At 68.7% G+C, this 18566-nt stretch carries 17 protein-coding genes; 6 read left to right on the top strand and 11 right to left on the bottom strand.

Annotation, left to right across the window (positions count from 1 at the left end):
* Positions 1 to 38 precede the first annotated feature (38 nt).
* From GO999_RS17595 to prfH, 4 genes are all read left to right on the top strand, one after another.
* Positions 39 to 1730 (top strand): FAD-dependent oxidoreductase, encoded by a 1692-nt coding sequence (locus tag GO999_RS17595; protein ID WP_211907042.1) that lies wholly within the window; start codon positions 39 to 41, stop codon positions 1728 to 1730.
* Positions 1731 to 1741: 11 nt separating this feature from the next.
* Positions 1742 to 1948 (top strand): DUF2783 domain-containing protein, encoded by a 207-nt coding sequence (locus tag GO999_RS17590; RefSeq protein ID WP_020830216.1) that lies wholly within the window; start codon positions 1742 to 1744, stop codon positions 1946 to 1948.
* Between the two features lie 291 nt (positions 1949 to 2239).
* Positions 2240 to 3379: an RNA ligase RtcB family protein gene (locus tag GO999_RS17585; RefSeq protein ID WP_016724866.1), complete on the top strand. Its 1140-nt coding sequence runs from the start codon at positions 2240 to 2242 to the stop codon at positions 3377 to 3379.
* Positions 3376 to 3999 (top strand): peptide chain release factor H, encoded by a 624-nt coding sequence (gene prfH / locus GO999_RS17580; protein ID WP_019719408.1) that lies wholly within the window; start codon positions 3376 to 3378, stop codon positions 3997 to 3999. Before GO999_RS17585 ends, prfH begins: the two co-directional genes overlap by 4 nt.
* Before the next feature lie 56 nt (positions 4000 to 4055).
* Here prfH and GO999_RS17575 read toward each other — a convergent pair whose 3' ends face one another.
* The 7 genes from GO999_RS17575 to GO999_RS17545 form a co-directional block, all read right to left on the bottom strand.
* Positions 4056 to 5180, bottom strand: coding sequence for an aminotransferase class I/II-fold pyridoxal phosphate-dependent enzyme (locus tag GO999_RS17575; RefSeq protein WP_011003996.1), 1125 nt, complete (start codon positions 5178 to 5180; stop codon positions 4056 to 4058).
* Between the two features lie 12 nt (positions 5181 to 5192).
* Complete coding sequence (locus GO999_RS17570) at positions 5193 to 5984, bottom strand: SDR family oxidoreductase (RefSeq protein ID WP_016724869.1); 792 nt, start codon at positions 5982 to 5984, stop codon at positions 5193 to 5195.
* Positions 5981 to 7240, bottom strand: coding sequence for an aminotransferase class V-fold PLP-dependent enzyme (locus tag GO999_RS17565; RefSeq protein WP_081369079.1), 1260 nt, complete (start codon positions 7238 to 7240; stop codon positions 5981 to 5983). The genes GO999_RS17570 and GO999_RS17565 overlap by 4 nt, the downstream gene beginning before the upstream one ends.
* Positions 7241 to 7253: 13 nt before the next feature.
* Complete coding sequence (locus GO999_RS17560; RefSeq protein ID WP_211907041.1) at positions 7254 to 8744, bottom strand: FAD-dependent oxidoreductase; 1491 nt, start codon at positions 8742 to 8744, stop codon at positions 7254 to 7256.
* 91 nt (positions 8745 to 8835) lie between these two features.
* Complete coding sequence (locus tag GO999_RS17555) at positions 8836 to 9945, bottom strand: tryptophan 2,3-dioxygenase family protein (RefSeq protein WP_011003992.1); 1110 nt, start codon at positions 9943 to 9945, stop codon at positions 8836 to 8838.
* Between the two features lie 19 nt (positions 9946 to 9964).
* Positions 9965 to 10507 carry a VOC family protein gene (locus GO999_RS17550; protein WP_058908025.1) on the bottom strand — a complete coding sequence of 181 codons (543 nt, stop codon included), beginning with the start codon at positions 10505 to 10507 and terminating at the stop codon, positions 9965 to 9967.
* A gap of 536 nt (positions 10508 to 11043) precedes the next feature.
* Entirely contained in the window at positions 11044 to 11973 is a 930-nt protein-coding gene (locus GO999_RS17545) for a LysR family transcriptional regulator (protein ID WP_019719405.1), read from the bottom strand.
* 240 nt (positions 11974 to 12213) lie between these two features.
* Between GO999_RS17545 and hmgA the strand changes: the two genes are divergently transcribed.
* Together hmgA and fahA are read left to right on the top strand one after the other, a co-directional pair.
* Positions 12214 to 13560: a homogentisate 1,2-dioxygenase gene (hmgA, locus tag GO999_RS17540; protein ID WP_011003989.1), complete on the top strand. Its 1347-nt coding sequence runs from the start codon at positions 12214 to 12216 to the stop codon at positions 13558 to 13560.
* Between the two features lie 46 nt (positions 13561 to 13606).
* Positions 13607 to 14878 (top strand): fumarylacetoacetase, encoded by a 1272-nt coding sequence (fahA, locus tag GO999_RS17535; protein ID WP_211907040.1) that lies wholly within the window; start codon positions 13607 to 13609, stop codon positions 14876 to 14878.
* Between the two features lie 37 nt (positions 14879 to 14915).
* On the opposite strand, the gene GO999_RS17530 is transcribed toward fahA, so the two are convergent.
* The 4 genes from GO999_RS17530 to GO999_RS17515 all read right to left on the bottom strand — a co-directional run bounded on the left by GO999_RS17530 (position 14916) and on the right by GO999_RS17515 (position 18424).
* Positions 14916 to 15554 carry an FMN-binding negative transcriptional regulator gene (locus tag GO999_RS17530; protein WP_016724874.1) on the bottom strand — a complete coding sequence of 213 codons (639 nt, stop codon included), beginning with the start codon at positions 15552 to 15554 and terminating at the stop codon, positions 14916 to 14918.
* Between the two features lie 133 nt (positions 15555 to 15687).
* Complete coding sequence (locus GO999_RS17525; RefSeq protein ID WP_058908022.1) at positions 15688 to 16185, bottom strand: DUF2165 family protein; 498 nt, start codon at positions 16183 to 16185, stop codon at positions 15688 to 15690.
* A gap of 75 nt (positions 16186 to 16260) precedes the next feature.
* Positions 16261 to 17418: an acyl-CoA dehydrogenase family protein gene (locus GO999_RS17520; RefSeq protein WP_019719401.1), complete on the bottom strand. Its 1158-nt coding sequence runs from the start codon at positions 17416 to 17418 to the stop codon at positions 16261 to 16263.
* A gap of 181 nt (positions 17419 to 17599) precedes the next feature.
* Entirely contained in the window at positions 17600 to 18424 is an 825-nt protein-coding gene (locus GO999_RS17515) for an AraC family transcriptional regulator (RefSeq protein ID WP_016724877.1), read from the bottom strand.
* Between the last annotated feature and the right edge of the window lie 142 nt (positions 18425 to 18566).

Genomic DNA, 18566 nt, shown 5'->3' with positions numbered 1-18566 from the left:
CGCCCGCCCTCCCCGCCCCGCACCGGTGCGAGCCAGACATGAACCCCGATTACCAGACCCGCGTCTTTCCCTACACGCCGTGCGCCGAGCAGCAGCCGGGCGCGGCCACCGACGTCCGCCCGGTCGTGGTGGTCGGTGCCGGGCCGGTCGGCCTGGCGACGGCCATCGATCTGGCGCAGCAGGGCGTGCCGGTCGTCCTCGTCGATGACGACTGCACGCTGTCCACCGGCTCGCGCGCGATCTGCTTCTCCAAGCGCGCGCTCGAGATCTTCGACCGCCTCGGCTGCGGCGACCGCATGGTCGGCAAGGGCGTCAGCTGGAACGTCGGCAAGGTCTTCCTGAAGGACGCGCTGCTGTACCGCTTCGACCTGCTGCCCGAAACCGGCCATCGGCGCCCGGCCTTCATCAACCTGCAGCAGTATTACGTGGAAGGGTTCCTGGTCGAGCGCGCGCAGGCGCTGCCCAACCTCGAACTGCGCTGGAAGCACCAGGTGACCGGACTCGCGCAGGATGCCGATGGCGTGACGCTCACCATCGACACGCCCGACGGCGCCTATGCCCTGCGCGCCCGCTACGTGGTCGCGGCCGACGGTTCGCGCAGCTCGGTGCGCCGGATGATGGGCCTGGAAACCCACGGCCAGACCTTCAAGGACCGCTTCCTGATCGCCGATGTGCGCATGAAGGCGGACTTCCCCAACGAGCGGTGGTTCTGGTTCGACCCGCCTTTCCATCCCAACCAGTCGGTGCTGTTGCACCATCAGCCGGACAACGTCTGGCGCATCGACTTCCAGCTCGGCTGGGATGCCGACCCGGTGGCCGAGAAGCAGCCGGAGCGCGTCCTGCCCCGCGTGCGCGCGCTGCTCGGCGACGACGTGGACTTCGAGCTGGAATGGGTCAGTATCTATACCTTCTCGTGCGAGCGGATGGACCGCTTCCGTCATGGCCGCGTGCTGTTCGCGGGCGATGCGGCGCACCGGGTCTCGCCGTTCGGCGCGCGCGGCGCCAACAGCGGCCTGCAGGACGCGGAGAACCTGGCCTGGAAGCTGCGCATGGTGCTCGACGGCGAGGCGCCCGACGCCCTGCTCGACACCTACGCCAGCGAACGCGAGCTGGCCGCCGACGAGAACATCCGCCACTCCACCCACTCGACCGACTTCATCACGCCCAAGAGCCCGGCCAGCCGCCTCTTCCGCGATGCGGTGCTGCGGCTGGCCAAGCATTACGCCTTTGCGCGCACGCTGGTCAACAGCGGACGGCTGTCGACGCCCACCGTGCTGGAGGGCTCCCCGCTGCTGACGCCGGATGACGCGCCCTTTGCCGGCCCGCTGGTGCCCGGCGCGGTCGCGCCCGACGCGCCGGCGCACGACCGCGAAGGTCGCGACGGCTGGCTGCTGTCCCGCCTGGGTGACCGCTTCGTCGTGCTGCGCTTCTGCGCCGCCGGCGAGCATGTCGACGCGCTGCCGTTGCCATTGCCGTTACCGATGCTGGCGGTCTTCCCGTCCGGCGGCATCGGGCCGGTCGCGCCGGGCGTCACCGCCCTGGAAGACGTCGATGGACTGGCCGCGCAGCGCTACGACGCCCGCCCCGGCACCACCTACCTGATCCGCCCCGACCAGCACGTTTGCGCACGCTGGCGCCGCGCCGATGCCGACAAGCTGGCCGCCGCCCTGCAACGCGCCACCGGCCGCATTGCCGCCACGCCGCCGACTCGCGCGCCCCTCACCGCCTGACCCCGACCGCCATGCCGTTGAACACGCAACCCAACCTGCCGCGCCCCGACGATTTCTACGAGGCGCTGATCGATGCGCACCGCGGCCTGTCCGACGAGCAGAGCGCCATGCTCAATGCGCAGCTGATTTTGCTGCTGGCCAACCATATCGGCGAGATGGGGGTGTTGAAGGAGGCGTTGGCTGCGGCGCGGGTGGGGTTGCCGGGTGCCACAGCCTGACACCCTCGCCCTCAAAACCGCGGCACCACCCGCCCCGCGTTTCAACAAACCAACACCCGCCACCGCCTCATCATTGCAGCAGCACGGCGGCCGATGCTAGTATCCGCCCCGCTTACCGATCAACCGCACTTGCATAGGAGGACAGACATCATGCGTTACACCGTTCCCCCCCTCTGCGGGCCTCGCCTGGGTTGATCGAATCACCGGCGCTGTAGCACACAACGCCTTCGCATTGCCCCGGCTTCGGCCTGCCACATCAGACGTTTTTCCTGAACCTGATATGGACATTCCATGGGCAATTGCATCCTGCACCTGGCCGACGGCGTCACCCTGATCGCCTCGGACAACACCTGGATCGAAGGCAACGCGATCCAGCAACTTCAAACCACGGCAACACTCCCCGGCATGCGCCATGTGGCCGGCATGCCCGACCTGCACCCCGGACGCGGCTATCCGGTGGGTGCCGCGTTCTTCTCGGTCGGCCGGCTTTACCCCGCGCTGATCGGCAACGACATCGGCTGCGGCATGGCGCTCTGGGCCACCGATCTCGATGCGAACAAGGCCCGCCTCGACAAGCTCGAAAAGCGGCTCGGCAATCTCGACGGACCGCTCGACGATGCCTGGGGCGAACTGGCCACGGCGCTGGCACCGGCCGGCACGGGCTTCGATGCCGCGCTCGGCACCATCGGCGGCGGCAACCATTTCGCTGAGCTGCAGCAGATCGACACGGTCTATGACGATGCAGCGGCGGATGCGCTCGGGCTGCGCGCGCGGCAGCTCCTGCTGCTGGTGCACAGCGGCTCGCGCGGGCTTGGCCAGGCCATCCTGGACGAACAGCTGGGCACGCACGGACACGACGGGCTGCCGCAAGGCAGCCCCGAATGCGCGGCCTACCTGGCGCGGCACGATACGGCGCTGCGGTTCGCCAAGGCCAACCGCGAACTGATCGCGCGACGCATGCTGGACCGCCTGCACACGCAGGGCCGGCCACTGCTGGACGTGCACCACAACCTGGTGATGCCGGCGACCATCGAAGGCGAACCCGGCTGGCTGCACCGCAAGGGCGCCACGCCATCGGATGCCGGGCCGGTGGTCATCCCAGGCTCGCGCGGCGACTTCAGCTACGTGGTCGTGCCGCAGCCGAGCGAGCACAGTCTCTTTTCGCTTGCGCACGGCGCCGGCCGCAAATGGATGCGCAGCGAGTGCAAGGACCGCCTGGCGCGGCGCTTCAGTCCGGCGCAGCTCAACCGGACCCGGCTGGGCAGCCATGTGATCTGCGAAGACAAGCAACTGATCTACGAAGAAGCCCCCGAGGCCTACAAGCCGGTCGATAGCGTCATCGCGCCGCTGGAACAGGCGGGCCTGGTCAAGGTGCTTGCGCGCCTGCGCCCGGTGCTCACCTACAAGACCCGCGGGGAGTGCTGCCGATGATCCTGCTGCAATTCTCTTCCGCGCAAGGGCCGGCCGAATGCGAACTGGCTGTGCTCAAGGGGCTGGCTTGCCTGCAACGCGAATCGGCGCTGGCCGGCATGCGGGTCGAAGTGCTCGAACAGGAGGACGGCGAACACCCCGGCACGCTGCGCTCCGCCCTGGTCAGCCTGGAGGGCGATGCCGAGGCGGCCGTGGCGCAACGGTGGGAGGGCACGATCCAGTGGACCTGCCCCAGCCCCTATCGCCCGCGCCACGCACGCAAGAACTGGTTCTTCGGCGTGGCACGCTGCGCCGCGCCCGCGGCCACCCTGCCGAGCGAAATCCGGTTCGAGACGGCCCGCGCGTCCGGCCCGGGCGGGCAGCACGTCAACAAGACAGAATCGGCAGTACGAGCCATCCACGTGGCCACCGGCATCAGCGTCAAGGTGCAGACCGAGCGCAGCCAGCACGCCAACAAGCGCCTGGCTGTCCTGCTGCTGGCGCACAAGTTGGCGAGCCATGACGCAGCGGCCAGCGCCGCGCAGCGCGCCCACCGGCGCACGCTCCACCATCAGGTGGCGCGGGGCAACCCGCGGCGCGTGTTCAAGGGCGAGCGGTTCGAGCCGGCCGGGGGCGATTAGCCGATGACCTTGGGCGGCAGCGGCTCAGCCATGGCACGCCGCTTGCCGCCCGCCGCTCACGAACACGCCGCGAGCAGCTGCGCCATCCGCTCAAGCCCAAGCTCCAGCTCTGTGTGCGACACGCCGCCCGCGCCGAGGCGCAGGTGCTGCGGGCAGTCGTACGCGGTGCCGGACATCACGAACGTGTTGTACGGCGGCGCGAGGAGCTTCTCGGCGAAGCGGTCGGCGCTCATCGGCAGATCGAGGTGGGCAAGCCCGAGCAGGCCGGCGGCCGGCCGATGCCAGCGCAGGGCCGGCTGGCCGGCGACGAACCGGTCGAGCCGATCGATGCGTGCCCTGCCGGTAGCGCGCGAGCGCTCGACCGCGGCGGCGAATCGCGCGGGCTGGAGGGCGACTTCCGAGATGCGCTCGCCCATCACGTTCATGATCTCGCTCGTATTCTCCCGCAGGACCATCGCATCGGCGATGAGCCTGCGATCGCGCGTCACCATCCAGCCGGTGCGCAGCCCTTGCAGGCCCAGGAGTTTCGAGACGCTGCCCGTGCTCACGCCCCGCTCGTACATCGTGGCGACGCGCGGCGTTTCCACGTCGGTCCATTCGAGTCCGCGATAGACCTCGTCGGACAAAACGTACGCCCCCACGCGGTCGGCGGCGGCGATGATCCGGCGCAGCGTCGCCTCATCCTCCACGCGCCCCGTGGGATTGTTCGGGTTGCAGATGAAGATGGCCTTCGTCCGGGGCGTGACGAGCGCTTCGAGCTGATCCACGTCGAGCGCCCAGCCCGAGGCCTCCGAGCGCGGCACGAGCTTCGCGGTCGCGCCGATCTGCCGGGCCAGGACCAGCGGCTGCTGCCACCCGGGGGCATCGATGAGGAACTCATCGCCGGGGCCCAGGAGCTGGGTGAGCGCCAGGTAGTTCGCCTCCTGCGCGCCGGCGGTGATCAGCACGTCGTCCACGCCGCACGCGCCGCGATAGCCGTAGCGGTCGAGAACCAGTTCACGCAGCCCCAGCGCGCCCTGGTAGTCCTCGCTCGACCAGTCGAGCGGGATGGCGGGGTCGAGCTCGGCGATGAATTCCTGCAGCAACGGCGACGGCGAGAGGGAGAACGTGACGCACGCCTCGGGCTTGGCACGATGCGCGGTGAGCCATTGCTCCCAGAAGCTGTTGGATGGTACGGGCATGCGGAAGACTCCTTAGGACATGACGGCCGGACAAACGCCCAGCCCGAGAGAAGCGTCGATGACGGCGCCCCGCAAAATGCGGGCTTCATCGCGACAGAGATAAAAGCAGAGATCGGCGATTTCGCGCGGCTCGATCAGGCGGCCTCCGGGCAGCGAGGTCTCGAGCGACTGCCGCTGCTCCGGCGACAGCCCCTGCAGCGTGCTGGCCTGGAACATCGGCGTATCGGTGGCGCCGGGGCACACGGTGAAGACGTCGATCCCCGTGTACGCGAGCGTGGCCGCGAGCTGCCGGCCGAGAAACGCGACCGCGGCCTTGCTCATGCCGTCCGCGGCGCGGAAACGCGGGAAATGGGTGATGCCGCCATCGACGGAGCTGACGAAGAGAATCTTGCCCCGCCCTTTTTCCTGCATGCGCGGCAGGAGATCCTCGCTCAGCCAGAGCGGGCCGATGGCGTTGACCCGGAAGAACGCCTCATCCTGGCCCTTGTAGGTCGAGGCCGCGCGCTCCACGGTTTTCGTGCCGACGCCGGCGTTGTGGATCATGACGTCCACCGGCTCGGTCAGCGATTGCATGAGCTGCGCATGGCTCTGCGGATCGCCGACGTCCAGGGGAAGCGCCTCCACGCGGTAGTCGCGGAACCGCTCGACGAGATCGAGCGCGCGCCGGCGGCTGTCTTCGCCGGGCCGGTAGGTGAAGGTCACGTGATCGGACGCTTGCGCAAAGACGCGGATCAGCTCGATGCCGATGCCGCCGCTGCCTCCGGTGATCAGGATGTGTTTGTGGTCTGTGTGGCTCGTTTTCATGTTGCGTTGCTCCAGGCGGTGGAACGCGTCACCGCGTTCGTGTCTTGCAGGTGTTCGGGCGCGCGCCGAAGCACGTCGCCAAGTCGAATGAAATCGTCGATCGCGTTGTAGATCTGCGCCGATACCCGGAGCACGCGGCTGTGCGCGGCCGGCCACGCGGCGGCGGCGACGTCGATCCGATGCGCGTCGTACAGCCACCGCTGCAGCGATGCTGCGGCATCGCCCGACGCCGGCTCCGGTGTCTCGGGAAGCTGGAAGGCCACCATGCTGCCCACCATCGAATCGGGCGCCAGCCGCTTGAGCGGCAAGCCCTCCGCCATGCGCTGCGCGCCTTCGATCGCGAGGGCATGGTTGCGCGCCATGAGCTCCGGCAGGCCGCCGGGCAGCAGCCCGTCCAGGAAGCGGATCGCATGCGCAATGCAGAGCAGCGGCGTCGGATCGGCCGTGCCGAGCCAGTCGAACTCGAGATGCAGGCGGGGCCGGCCCGTGCCCGTGGCGCCGTAGCCGCGGCTGATGACCGTCGGGTGCAGGCCGTCGTGGCGGTCGCGCCGCACATGGAGGAAGCCGGCGCCCCGCGGGCTGCAGAGCCACTTGTGGCAGTTGCCCGCGTAGTACGCGGCGCCGATGGCTTGCACGTCGAGCGGCAGCATCCCCGGCGCGTGCGCCCCATCGACGAGCGTGTCGACGCCCCTGGCCGCGAGCCGTTCGACCAGCGCCGCGATCGGGAAGACCATCCCGGTGGGGCTGGTGACGTGGTCGAGCACGGCCAGGCGCGTGCGCGGCGTGACGCGTTCGAGCACGGCATCGACGACCGCGTCTGCGTGCGTCACGGGCGTCGGCACGATCGCCGTCACCACCCGCGCGCCGGTCTCGCGCGCCACGAAATCGAGCAGGTTCGTGCACGAAAGGTAGGCGTGGCTGGTCGTGAGGATTTCATCGCCCGGCGCGAACGCACGCGAACGCAGCACCGCGCTCAGCGCCGTCGTGACGTTGGGCAGCAGGGCCAGATCCGCCGGATCGGCCGCAATCAGCCCGGCCAGCGCCTGCCGCGCCTCGTCGAGCAGGCCCGTGAGCTCGCGCAGGATGAACGCGGCGGGCTGGCGCTCGATGCGCGCGCGCAGCGCGTTCTGCTGTTCGAGCACCTCGGCCGGACAGGCGCCCAGCATGCCGTGGTTGAGGCACGTCACGCTCGGATCGAGCAGGAAGCGGCTTCGGAACGTCTTGGGACTGTCTTTGAATTCCCACTTGGAATGCATAGCGGACTCCATCTCAACACGGATCGGAATGCAGATCGGACAGCGAATCGGACAGCGATCGGGCCTGCGCTTGCAAACCCTGCCGCGCCTCAATGACTTGCAGGAGGTCGTCCCGCGACGGCCCCGACGGCGGCGGCGCGGGATGCCGCGCGAGCACGCTCCGGACGCGGTCGAGCACGTCCGTGCGCGCGAAGATCGCATCGGGTACCTCCAGCATCCCCGCGCGCCGCGCCAGCGCGTGCCAGACCACGTCGTCGTGCCGCGAGGCGAGCGCGATCTGCTGCAGCGTGATGTCGCCGTGCGGCGTGTGCGGGCGAGGCGCGCCGGTCCACAGGGCATTGCGCACGCAATCCTGTGCGGCGCTGTCTTCGAACCACGGACGGAGCGCGCGCTGGGCGAGGTCGTCCGCGCGGATGGCAAGCCGACGCAGATCGCCGGTGCCCTCGGCGCGGACGATGTCCGCGACGCCAAACGCATGCCGGGCCGCGAGCGATATCCCGCGCGTGTACGTCGGGTTGGTGGCGCACAGCGAATCGCCGACCCCGATCAGCCCGAGGGCGATGGGCTCGCCCGCCACGACGAAGCGTCGGAACCGGTTCTCGCAACCCGGCCAGCGCAGCACGGCCGACACCGGCTCGCAGACGCCGGGCGCGAGCCAGGCCGACATGCCCGGATGAAGCCGCGCGGCCTCGGTGAACGCGGGCGCTTCGGCCAGCGGATACAGCGCCGTGTCGCCCTGCGGCGTCATCATCGTGATCGACACGTAGCCGTTGTCCGCGGGGCAGGCAATGCACCCGCTCGACGCCCCATAGCCGCCCGCGGAGAAGCCCGCGTTGAGCGGCACGGCCGGCCGGCGGCGGATGCGGTACCACCGCGTCAGGTAGATCAGCCCGCAGGGCTCGACCGTTTCTTCCGGCGTGCGCGCGCCGAGTCCACCGAGCCACTTGCCGACGGGGGACGCCCGACCGAGCGCGTCGATCGTCAGGTCGGCCCGCACCTCCCCCTGCGAGGTGCGCACGCCCTCGATGACGGGGACTGCGCCCGGGCCCGCGAGAAGGCCGGTGGCGACGACGTGCTCCCGGACGGTGATGTTTCGCTCCGCGAGCACGATGCGCCGGAGCACATCCTCGACCAGCGAGCGGCGCGCCGACAGGCCGAACAGATCGGCGTCGCCGCATCGCGGCACGACGGCGGTTTCATCGAGGCGGCCGCCGAACGGCATCTCGATCGCGCCGGCCTCGAGAAGCGCCGCCCAGACATCGGGCATGCGCGCTCGAAACACCTCGCGACCGAGCGCCGCAAGGGCGTGCGTATGCCTTGCCTGCGGCACGCCCTTGCGCCACCCGACGTCGATCGGGGCCTCCATCCCGCCGTCAAGCGGCGCGCGCGCGGCCATGTGGTCGCGATCCAGGAGCACGACTTCGGCACCGCTGCGCGCGAACGCGAGCGCGCTCATCAAGCCGGCCATGCTGCCGCCCACGACGGCAATGCGTGCACCGTTCATCGATGCGCCCTCCCGGCGGAAAAGGATCGCCGTGGACCGGGCGTCCGGAGCGCCGAGCACAGGCGCGATTCATCGCATGCGGCGCGCGGCATCACACCAGTGCCTCTTCCGCGAACGCATAGCTGGCGCCCTGCCGGATCGGGGGGACGCTCGACTTGCGCAGCAGCAGCGAGCGAACCGTCCACAGGTCGGTGAACACGCGGTAGCGCAGCGCCGTCTGATCCAGGTAGTCGACGCCGGAGGAGCCACCCGTGCCGACACGCCGTCCGATGATCCGCTCCACCATGCGCGCATGCCGCTGCCGCCAGATCAGCATCGACTGCTCCAGCTCCAGGATGCTTTCGAGCAGCTCGCGCGGCCAAGCGAGCTGGGGCAGCTCGCGGTAGCTCTCGACGAAGAGCATCGCGGCCCGGACGGCGCGGCGCTTCTCGCGGGTCATGGCATCGGCCTGCGGATCCTCCTCGGCGAGGAGGAAGGTCTCGGCGCCGACGTCATCGGCCTGGTACCGCGCGCGCAGCCGCTCGACCTCCGCGGGCGCGAGCTGCCTGTCGATCGCGGTCTGGAGGCGACGCTGGCTCTCCGCGCGCACCGAGCCGATGTAGTCGCGCAGGAAGCGCTTCACCGCGGCCGGCTCATTCGAGCCGTCGATGGGGATCCGCGACAGCCATGCATAGAGGCAGTGCTTGAGGCTCTGGCCGTGCGCCTCGCGCGCCTCGACGCGGTACGCGGCCGAGGACAATGCCCCGTTCGGGAGTTTGAGCGCATCCTTGAAGGAGCCGCCCTGGCAGACCGCGATCCGCTCGTTGTCCTCGAGGCCGAGCAGGATCTCGATCTCGCGCAGCTGCGCCGACTGGAAGCCGCTCGCGGGCATCAGCCGTTCGCGAAAATCCAGGAAGTCGCGCGCCGTCATCGTTTCCATGACGCGGAAATGCTGATTCGCCTGCTCGAAGACCGCGATGGCCCGGCGCAGCGACCGCACCCCGAGGGCGATCTGGTGGCCGGGAACGGTGTCCTGGCGCAGCAGGTCGCGCGCAAACGTTAGCTCGCGCAGGATGAGCTTGAACCACAGTTCGTAGACCTGATGCACGACGATGAAGAGCGCCTCATCGTTGCCGACCTGCGTCTCGTCCCCGTTGGCGCCGCCTTGCAGGGCGAGCAGTTCCTCGACTTTGATGTAATCCCAATAGCTCATCGGCTTCATGGCTTGACCTCCATCGGTTTCATTGCTGTTGCGACATCGGACCCGGCTGGCAATCCGCATGGGCGCCGGCGCCCTTCTTCATTTCCACCCACTTGGCGAGATCGTCGTAGGCCGACGCGCTGAAGTTGTCCCAGATGGCGGTCGCGGGCACCTCGGGCTTCACGATCAGCTCCATCCGGTGGCCGCTCGGATCGTTGAAATACCAGGAGCGCGCCAGCTCCCCATGGACCACGGGGCCGGCCACATCCACGCCGAGGGCGCGCAACCGCGCGCTGATCTCCTCCGCCCGCGCCTCGTCACGCACCTCGAGCGCCAGGTGCTGTGCCCAGTCGTTCTCCACGGGCACCACCGGCTCCTTGCTGCCGAGGATTTCGAAAAAGCAGATGTAGCTGCCGTCCTCCATCTCGAAGAAGACGTTGTTGTTGACGGCCTTGAGGCCGGTCGACGGCACGTGGTTGATCATCGTGGCCGCGAACTTCAGGCCGATACCCCGGGTGTAGAAATCCACGGTCTCGGCGGCGTCCCGACACCGGTACGCGACGTGGTGGAGCTTCTTCAGCATGCTGGTTCTCCTCAGCGATTGGACGGCCGGCAACAACGGCTGCGCGCGCCATGGGTCAAAAGGTTTGGGCAATACCTGCCCGATGCGGGCGGGGGGTGACCCCCGGTCCGACGATGAAGCGATGCTCTGAGTGTTTTGCCGCTTAGCCTTGTGAAACCCGCGGTGCGGGCCGGCTGGAAACGGCTAGCCGATGGTTCCGGGCGGCGTCGGCCGATGTCTGCGCCCGGGGAGCCGGGGACCGGCGAGGACGGCTGCATCGCCCAAGCCCGGCGCGGCGTCCGGGGAGCCGGACCGCGGCGCACCCAGCGGCGACGATGGGGATGACGGAGTGGAAAACGGCGTCAACTGCCCCTTGAACGGAGCCGGCACACCACTGACCGCGGGCAGTGTGCTCACATTGACGAGACCGGCCATGAACGCTCCTCACGAAGGTTGCCGACGCAACAACTGCGTCGGATACCCGCACTGTATTGGGGCCTGCCCTGACAACATGTCGCAGTACTCGAAACGCTGCATCCGCAAACGAAGGCGGACCGCTACCCCGCCACCTCCGCGAAGTGCCGCGCCACCAGATTGCGCAGCCACTGGTTGCCCGCGTCCTGGTGAAAGCGCCGGTGCCAGAACACGTTGGTCTGCAGCGCCGGCAGCTTCAGCGGCGGCGGCACGAACTGCAGCCCGAACGGCGGCGCCGCGCGCTCGGCCAGCTTGCGGGGCACGGTCACCACCAGGTCGGTGGTGCTGACGATGTAGGGCACGGCCACGAAGTGCGGCACCGAGAAGCGCGCCGATTGCGAGATGCCGGCCTTGTCCAGCAACGGGCCGATGGCGTTGTAGGGGCTGGCCGAGCTCGCCACCACCAGGTGCGACGCGGCACGGAAGCGCTCCAGCGTCAGCCTGCCCGCCTGCGCGGCCGGCTCGAGCGGATGGCCGCGCCGGAACATCGTCACGTAGTCCTGCTGGAACAGGCGGCGCTGGAACACGCTCTCGCCCGAGAGATCGTCGAACGCGCCGATGGCGAGGTCGATGGCCCCCGACTCCATCCCGACCTTCATGTCGAACGCCCCGGCGCGCAGGGTGTCGATGCGCACGCCGGGCGCCTGTTCGGTACACAGCTGTGCCAGCACCGGCATGAAGTACACCTCGCCGACATCGCTCATGGCAATGGTGAAGGTGCGCGTGGAGGTGGCGGCCTCGAAATGCGTGCGTTGGCCGAAAGCGCGCTGCAGCATGTCGAGCGCCATCGCCACGGGTTCGGCCAGTTGCTCGGCGCGTGCGGTCGGCATCATGCCGCGCGGGGTGCGCACGAACAGTTCGTCATCGAAGGTCTGGCGCAGGCGGGCCAGCGCGTTGCTCACGGCCGGCTGCGACAGGCCCAGCCGCTGCGCCACGGCGGCGATGCGCTTCTCGCGCAGGATTTCCTGGAAGACCACCAGCAGGTTCAGGTCGACATCGCGCAGGTTCAGCATGCCCGTCTCCACATTCACAATATCAATGTCATTCATTCTCGCATTGATATTTCAAATTTATTTGAGAATGCGGACAATACGGCGCAACAAGACCCGATACACATGGCGGCCGGCACCGCCACAGGAGACCACCATGCGCGCCACGCGCCACCTCTGCCGGCTTTGCTCGCCCGGCGCCCGCTGTCGGCGGCAAGGTCCCCTCCATCGGCTTCCCACGCCCGTTCCTCCAAGGACCTGACCATGAACATGCTTGCTCCCGCGGCCAAGAACGCCTTCACCCCCGCGTCGCCGGACCGGCCCGCCTACCAGAGCGGCTTCGGCAACGAGTTCGCCACCGAGGCGCTGCCGGGCGCACTGCCGCACGGCCAGAATTCGCCACAGCAGGCGCCGTATGGCCTGTATGCCGAGCAACTGTCCGGCACGGCGTTCACCGCGCCGCGCGCGCACAATCGCCGCGCGTGGCTGTACCGCATCCGCCCGGCCGCCGTGCATCTGCCATTCGAGCCCATCGCGCAAGACCGCTTCCACAGCGACTTCCACGCCGTGCCTGCGTCGCCCAACCAACTGCGCTGGGACCCGCTGCCCGCGCCGGCCGCCGGCACGGACTTCATCGACGGCATCGTCACCTTTGCCGGCAACGGCGGGCCGGATGCGCAGACCGGCTGCGGCATCCATCTCTATGCCGCCAACGCGTCGATGACCGGCCGCTTCTTCTACAACGCCGACGGCGAACTGCTGATCGTGCCGCAGCAAGGCCGCCTGCGCCTGCTGACCGAGCTGGGCGTGCTCGACGTCGAACCGCTGGAAATCGCCGTGATCCCGCGCGGCGTGCGCTTTCGCGTGGAACTGCCGGACGGCGAGGCGCGCGGCTACCTCTGCGAGAACTTCGGCGCGATCTTCCGCCTGCCCGACCTGGGCGTGATCGGCTCGAACGGCCTGGCCAACCCGCGCGACTTCCTCACGCCGCACGCCTGGTACGAAGACCGCGAGGGCGATTTCGAGCTCGTCGCCAAGTTCCACGGCAACCTGTGGCGCGCGCGGATCGGGCACTCGCCGCTGGACGTGGTGGCCTGGCACGGCAACTACGCGCCGTACAAGTACGACCTGCGCCTGTTCAACACCATCGGCTCGATCAGCTACGACCACCCGGACCCGTCGATCTTCCTGGTGCTGCAGAGCGTGTCCGACACGCCGGGCGTGGACGCCATCGATTTCGTCATCTTCCCGCCGCGCTGGCTGGCGATGGAGCACTCGTTCCGCCCGCCCTGGTTCCACCGCAACATCGCCAGCGAGTTCATGGGCCTGATCCAGGGCGTGTACGACGCCAAGGCCGAGGGCTTCGTGCCGGGCGGCGCGAGCCTGCACAACTGCATGACGGGCCACGGCCCCGATGCCGAGACCTTCGAGAAAGCCAGTCATGCCGACACGACCCAGCCGCACAAGGTGGAGGCGACGATGGCCTTCATGTTCGAGACCCGCGGCGTGATCCGCCCGACACGTTTCGCGGCCGAATCGGCGCAGCTGCAGGCCAGGTACTTCGAGTGCTGGCAGGGCCTGAAGAAGCATTTCGACCCGGCCAAGCGCTGAGCCGCCCCCAAGGACGATCCGAACCACCCCACGCCCCCGACCCGACATGACCGCACGACAACCGAGCTGGCTCGCCGCCGCCAACACGCCCGAGACGCATTTCCCGCTGGAGAACCTGCCCTACGGCATCTTCTCCACGCAGCCCAACCCTTCGCCGCGCGCGGGCGTGGCGCTGGGCGATCAGGTGATCGACCTGGGGGCGCTGGACGATGCCGGCCTGCTGCCGGCCTCCGCGCGCGGCGCCTTCCGCACCGGCACGCTCAATACGTTCATCGCGCTGGGCCGGCCGGTGTGGCACGAGACGCGCGCACGCCTGCAGGCGCTGTTCGGCGCCGCGGACACGCACGTGCAGAACAACGCCGCCCTGCGCAGCCGCGCGCTGGTGCCGATGGCGCAGGCCGTGATGCACCTGCCCATCGACATTCCCGGCTACACGGATTTCTATTCGTCCAAGGAGCACGCCACCAATGTCGGCCGCATGTTCCGCGACCCCGACAACGCGCTGCTGCCCAACTGGCTGGAGATTCCCATCGGCTACAACGGCCGCGCCAGCTCGGTGGTGGTCAGCGGCACGCCGCTGCACCGGCCGCTGGGCCAGATCAAGCTGCCGGACCAGCCCCGCCCCGTCTTCGGCGCATGCCGCAAGCTGGATTACGAGCTGGAGATGGCGTTCATCGTCGGCAAGCCCAGCGCGCTGGGCGAAGCGATTTCCGTCGATGCGGCACCGGACCACCTGTTCGGCATGGTGCTGCTCAACGACTGGAGCGCGCGCGACATCCAGCAATGGGAATACGTGCCGCTCGGGCCCTTCAACGCCAAGACCTTCGGCACCTCGATCTCGCCGTGGATCGTGACGATGGAAGCGCTGCAGCCGTTCCGCGTGGCCAACCCGGCGCAATCGCCCGAGCCGCTGGACTACCTGCGCCAGTCGCGTCCCAACGCCTACGACATCGCCCTGGAGACCGCGCTGCGCCCGCACGGCGGCGCGCGCACCACCATCGCGCGCACCAACTTCCGCGCCATGTACTGGACCATGGCGCAGCAGTTGGCCCACCACACCGTGTCCGGCTGCAACGTGCGCGTGGGCGACCTGATGGGCTCCGGCACCATCAGCGGCACCACGCCCGATTCGTACGGCAGCCTGCTGGAGCTGACCCATAACGGCAAGCAGCCGCTGCCGCTCGGCAACGGCGCCGCGCGCGCCTTCCTCGAAGACGGCGATGAGGTCGTCATGACGGGCTGGTGCCAGGGCGATGGCTACCGCGTCGGCTTCGGCGAGGTGCGCGGCGAAATCCTCCCGGCCCGCAGCGCCAGGTAACCATGCGTGGCCGGTGGCGGCCATGCCGCCAGCCGCCTCATTCCCTCTTCTCGGCCAGGCACGCCAGCATCGCGTCGCCGATGACGTCCTTGCCCGACGCCTTCAGTGCCGTTGCGGCACCCCGGGCATCGCGGGCCTCCCGGTTCTGGCCGAGCTTGGCCTTGCCGACCAGGCGCGTGATTTCGATCTCGATACCCACGATCTCCTTGAGCAACGCGCTGACGTAATCCGCCGGCGCATCCGCCATCTTCCAGGGCACGGGCTGGGATGCTTCATGCGCGCGCGTCAGGCGGCCAAGCACACCGCGCACGAAGCGCTCGTCGTCGCGGATAGCGATGCGCCCGTGCGCATGCACCACGCGGTAGTTCCACGTCGGCACATGCTGGTGATGCTCAGCCTTGCTCGGATACCAGTTCGGCGAGATATAGGCATCGCCCGCCTGGAAGATGACCAGCACCTCGTCGCCATCGGCCACGTCCTGCCAGACCGGATTGGCGCGCGCGACGTGGGCATGGAGCACCCCAAGCCGGCCTTCGTCGGCGTTCAGCAGGAACGGGATGTGGTTGGCGTCGAGCCCGCTCTTGCCGTGGGTGACCAGGGTACCGAGTGGGTACTGCGCCATCAGCGCATGGAGAACCTCGGTATGCGGTTCTTCGAAGTCGGTAGGGACGTACATCGCAACTCCAGCAGCAACAAGGGACAGGCTTGCTCACACCCGCCTCGACGGCGGACAGGCACCCCATTGTGTACCGGCGCCGGCCGGACCGGTAGCGCCACGCCACGCCCACGGCTTGGGGCCAGCCGGCGTCTCAGGGCGCATCCGGATCCGGCTGATTGACGAAGATCAGCACGCCCAGGATCGACAGGTCAATGCGGAACGCCGACTGGAGGCCGTTCCATGTGCGCGACTGCCACATCAGGAACCATTCGCCGCCCACCACCATGAAGCCGAAGAACCACAGCAGGAAGCTCAGCGTGGCCCCCGCGTAGACCAGCGCCTTGGCGCGCCGGAACGCCTCGGCCGGCAGACGCCGCGCACGCCACATCGCAACGCCCCCCAGCAGGAACAGCGCCCCGATCACCGCCTCGCACACGATGATCAGCCAATAGGCCGCCAGCCACACCGGCTCGGAGACGATGGCCCGGCCCTTGAGCGTACTGTCCGGGAACACCGTGTCCATGCTGAGCACGTGCTGGACGAAGACGTAGTTGGTGCGGAAATCCACCACGTTGTTGTAGGCAACGATCAGCGCAAAGGCCGCCAAGGCCAGCACCATGCCTGCCTTGGCGATACGGGCATCGATCATGGGAAGGGCGTCGATTGGAAAACCCTTCCAGCCTAAGCCACCGCCAATGGGAGTTCAAACGCCCGCGGCGCCGGCTCAATCCCGCAGCAGGTGCTTCGCGATGATCAGCTGCTGGATCTGCGTCGTCCCCTCGTACAGCCGCAGCAGGCGCACGTCACGGTAGAAGCGCTCCACCTTGTACTCGGCGACATAGCCCGCGCCGCCGTGGATCTGCACGGCACGGTCCGCCACGCGGCCGACCATCTCGGTGCAGAACAGCTTGGCGCAGGAGGCCAGCATGCCGACCTCGTGATCCGGCTTGCCGGCCGGCTTGGCGTCGTAGCGGCGCGCGCAGTCGCGCACCATGGACAGGCCCGCGTACAGCTCGGTCTGGCTGTCGGCCAGCATGGCCTGGATCAGCTGGAAATCGGCGATCGGCTGGCCGAACTGCCGGCGCTCCCGGGCATAGGCCACCGCATCGGTGATCAGCCGGTGCGCCATGCCGCAGGCCAGCGCCGAAAGATGCAGGCGCCCCCGGTCCAGCACCTTCATCGCCGTCTTGAAGCCCTGCCCCGCCACGCCGCCGATGATGTTGGCGGCCGGCACGCGCACGTTGTCCAGCATCACGTCGCAGGTCTTGGTGCCGCGCTGGCCCATCTTCTTGTCCGGCTTGCCGAGCGTGATGCCGGGCGTATCGGCCGGCACGATGAAGGCCGAGATGCCGCCCGCGCCCTCCGCGCCGGTGCGCGCCATCAGCGTGAAGGCGCCCGCGCGCGGCGCGTTGGTGATGAAGCGCTTGGTGCCGTTGATGACGTAGTGGTCGCCGTCGGGCGTGGCGCGCGTCTGCAGCGCGGCCGCGTCCGACCCCGCGTTCGGCTCGGTCAGCGCGAACGAAATGATGAGCTCGCCGCTGGCGATGCGCGGCAGGTACGCGGCCTTCTGCGCCTCGGTGCCGTCCATCAGGATGCCCTGCGACCCGATGCCGACGTTGGTGCCGAACACCGAGCGGAACGCGAACGACGTATGGCCGAGGTCGTACACCACCTCGCACTCCTGCGCCATCGACAGGCCGATGCCGCCGTACGCCTCGGGGATCGACAGGCCGAACAGCCCCATGTCTTTCATGGCCGCGACGATGCCGGCGGGCACCTCGTCTTCCTCTTCGAGGATGTTCTCGGCCGGGACCAGCCGCTCCCGGATGAATCGCTGCACCGCTGGCTGCAGCAGGCCGAAGGATTCGTCGTCCAATGCCATGTCGCGCGCTCCCGTTGGATGGTCCGGGCCCATCTTAGCGGACGCTTCGGCTTGGGCCATCCCGGCACGGACCGGCAGAACGTCACATTCGACTCACCTGTCCGGCGGCCTGCATGGACCTCGCCGCGCGCAAGCTGTCCGCGGCATCATCGACGCCGGCATTCGGCGTCGCGCAATGCGCTCAGGCAGCCCCTCGGATGGCTGCGGCAAGCGAGCCCGGCGTCAGCCCGTAGGTCCGGACAAAATGGCGCGTGAGGTGGCTCTGATCGGCGAAACCCGCCATCGTGGTGGCCTGCGTGAGCGAGTGCCCCGAAAAAATCAGTCTGCGCGCCATCTGGAGCTGGCGCTGCAGGCGATAGGCGTGGGGCGGCAGGTCCGTCGCGGCCTTGAACGCGCGCAAGAAATGATATCGACTGAGCCCCGCATCAAGCGCCAGTTCCGCCAGCGTGACGGGAATTTCCGGCGACGCGTCGATACGCGCCTTGGCGCGCGCAATCCCGCTCGAGCCCGAACCCTCCGGGGCCGGCGGCGTATCGCCCCAGAAAGGCACCAGGATCTGGAAGAGCTCCTGCTCGGCGATCTCTTGCCAGGGCGCTTGCGCGGGCCCCGTCAACGCCGCGTACAGCCGCATGAACACTTGCGTCGCGGGTCTGTGGTCAAGCACCGGATGGGCGAATTCGCCGCCGGGGCTGCGGCCCATCTCCGCGGAAAACCGCGCAATCAGTGCGGGATCGAAGTACAGCATGCGCCACGCGCGAGACTCCCCGCCGACGGGCCTGCCGTCATGCACCTCGTTGGGGTTGACCGTGATGAGATCGCCCGAGACCGCACGGACTTGTCCTCGCCCGCTCGAGGAATCCTGCGCCCCGCGCAGCACGACGCCGATCCCGAACTGATCGTGCGTGTGCCGACTGAACGACCGGGCAGACGCCGCCTCCACCGCCAGCACACCCGGCAGCCGGCAGACACCGGCCGTGAATCTGTCAGCACTCGCGCGCTTGGTCACTCGACTCTCCTCGACTGGAAAAGCATGGCGAACAGCCTTCGGCCAAAAGGCATGAGGGAAGCGGTCAACGCTGATGACTGGCCCAGGGTGAAATCAGTTGCTCAGCAATGGACGACAGGAAGCCGCCCAAAAAAGCAATTTT

It is taken from the genome of Ralstonia nicotianae (genome assembly GCF_018243235.1).
GTDB lineage: Bacteria > Pseudomonadota > Gammaproteobacteria > Burkholderiales > Burkholderiaceae > Ralstonia > Ralstonia nicotianae.
Note: the sequence above shows the minus strand (reverse complement) of the source record. Positions and strands in the feature narration are given on the sequence as shown.

Coding starts and splice junctions, on each gene's coding strand:
- GO999_RS17595 (WP_211907042.1), top strand. CDS start 39: ATGAACCCCGATTACCAGACCCGCGTCTTTCCCTACACGCCGTGCGCC.
- GO999_RS17590 (WP_020830216.1), top strand. CDS start 1,742: ATGCCGTTGAACACGCAACCCAACCTGCCGCGCCCCGACGATTTCTAC.
- GO999_RS17585 (WP_016724866.1), top strand. CDS start 2,240: ATGGGCAATTGCATCCTGCACCTGGCCGACGGCGTCACCCTGATCGCC.
- prfH (WP_019719408.1), top strand. CDS start 3,376: ATGATCCTGCTGCAATTCTCTTCCGCGCAAGGGCCGGCCGAATGCGAA.
- GO999_RS17575 (WP_011003996.1), bottom strand. CDS start 5,180: ATGCCCGTACCATCCAACAGCTTCTGGGAGCAATGGCTCACCGCGCAT.
- GO999_RS17570 (WP_016724869.1), bottom strand. CDS start 5,984: ATGAAAACGAGCCACACAGACCACAAACACATCCTGATCACCGGAGGC.
- GO999_RS17565 (WP_081369079.1), bottom strand. CDS start 7,240: ATGCATTCCAAGTGGGAATTCAAAGACAGTCCCAAGACGTTCCGAAGC.
- GO999_RS17560 (WP_211907041.1), bottom strand. CDS start 8,744: ATGAACGGTGCACGCATTGCCGTCGTGGGCGGCAGCATGGCCGGCTTG.
- GO999_RS17555 (WP_011003992.1), bottom strand. CDS start 9,945: ATGAAGCCGATGAGCTATTGGGATTACATCAAAGTCGAGGAACTGCTC.
- GO999_RS17550 (WP_058908025.1), bottom strand. CDS start 10,507: ATGCTGAAGAAGCTCCACCACGTCGCGTACCGGTGTCGGGACGCCGCC.
- GO999_RS17545 (WP_019719405.1), bottom strand. CDS start 11,973: ATGCTGAACCTGCGCGATGTCGACCTGAACCTGCTGGTGGTCTTCCAG.
- hmgA (WP_011003989.1), top strand. CDS start 12,214: ATGAACATGCTTGCTCCCGCGGCCAAGAACGCCTTCACCCCCGCGTCG.
- fahA (WP_211907040.1), top strand. CDS start 13,607: ATGACCGCACGACAACCGAGCTGGCTCGCCGCCGCCAACACGCCCGAG.
- GO999_RS17530 (WP_016724874.1), bottom strand. CDS start 15,554: ATGTACGTCCCTACCGACTTCGAAGAACCGCATACCGAGGTTCTCCAT.
- GO999_RS17525 (WP_058908022.1), bottom strand. CDS start 16,185: ATGATCGATGCCCGTATCGCCAAGGCAGGCATGGTGCTGGCCTTGGCG.
- GO999_RS17520 (WP_019719401.1), bottom strand. CDS start 17,418: ATGGCATTGGACGACGAATCCTTCGGCCTGCTGCAGCCAGCGGTGCAG.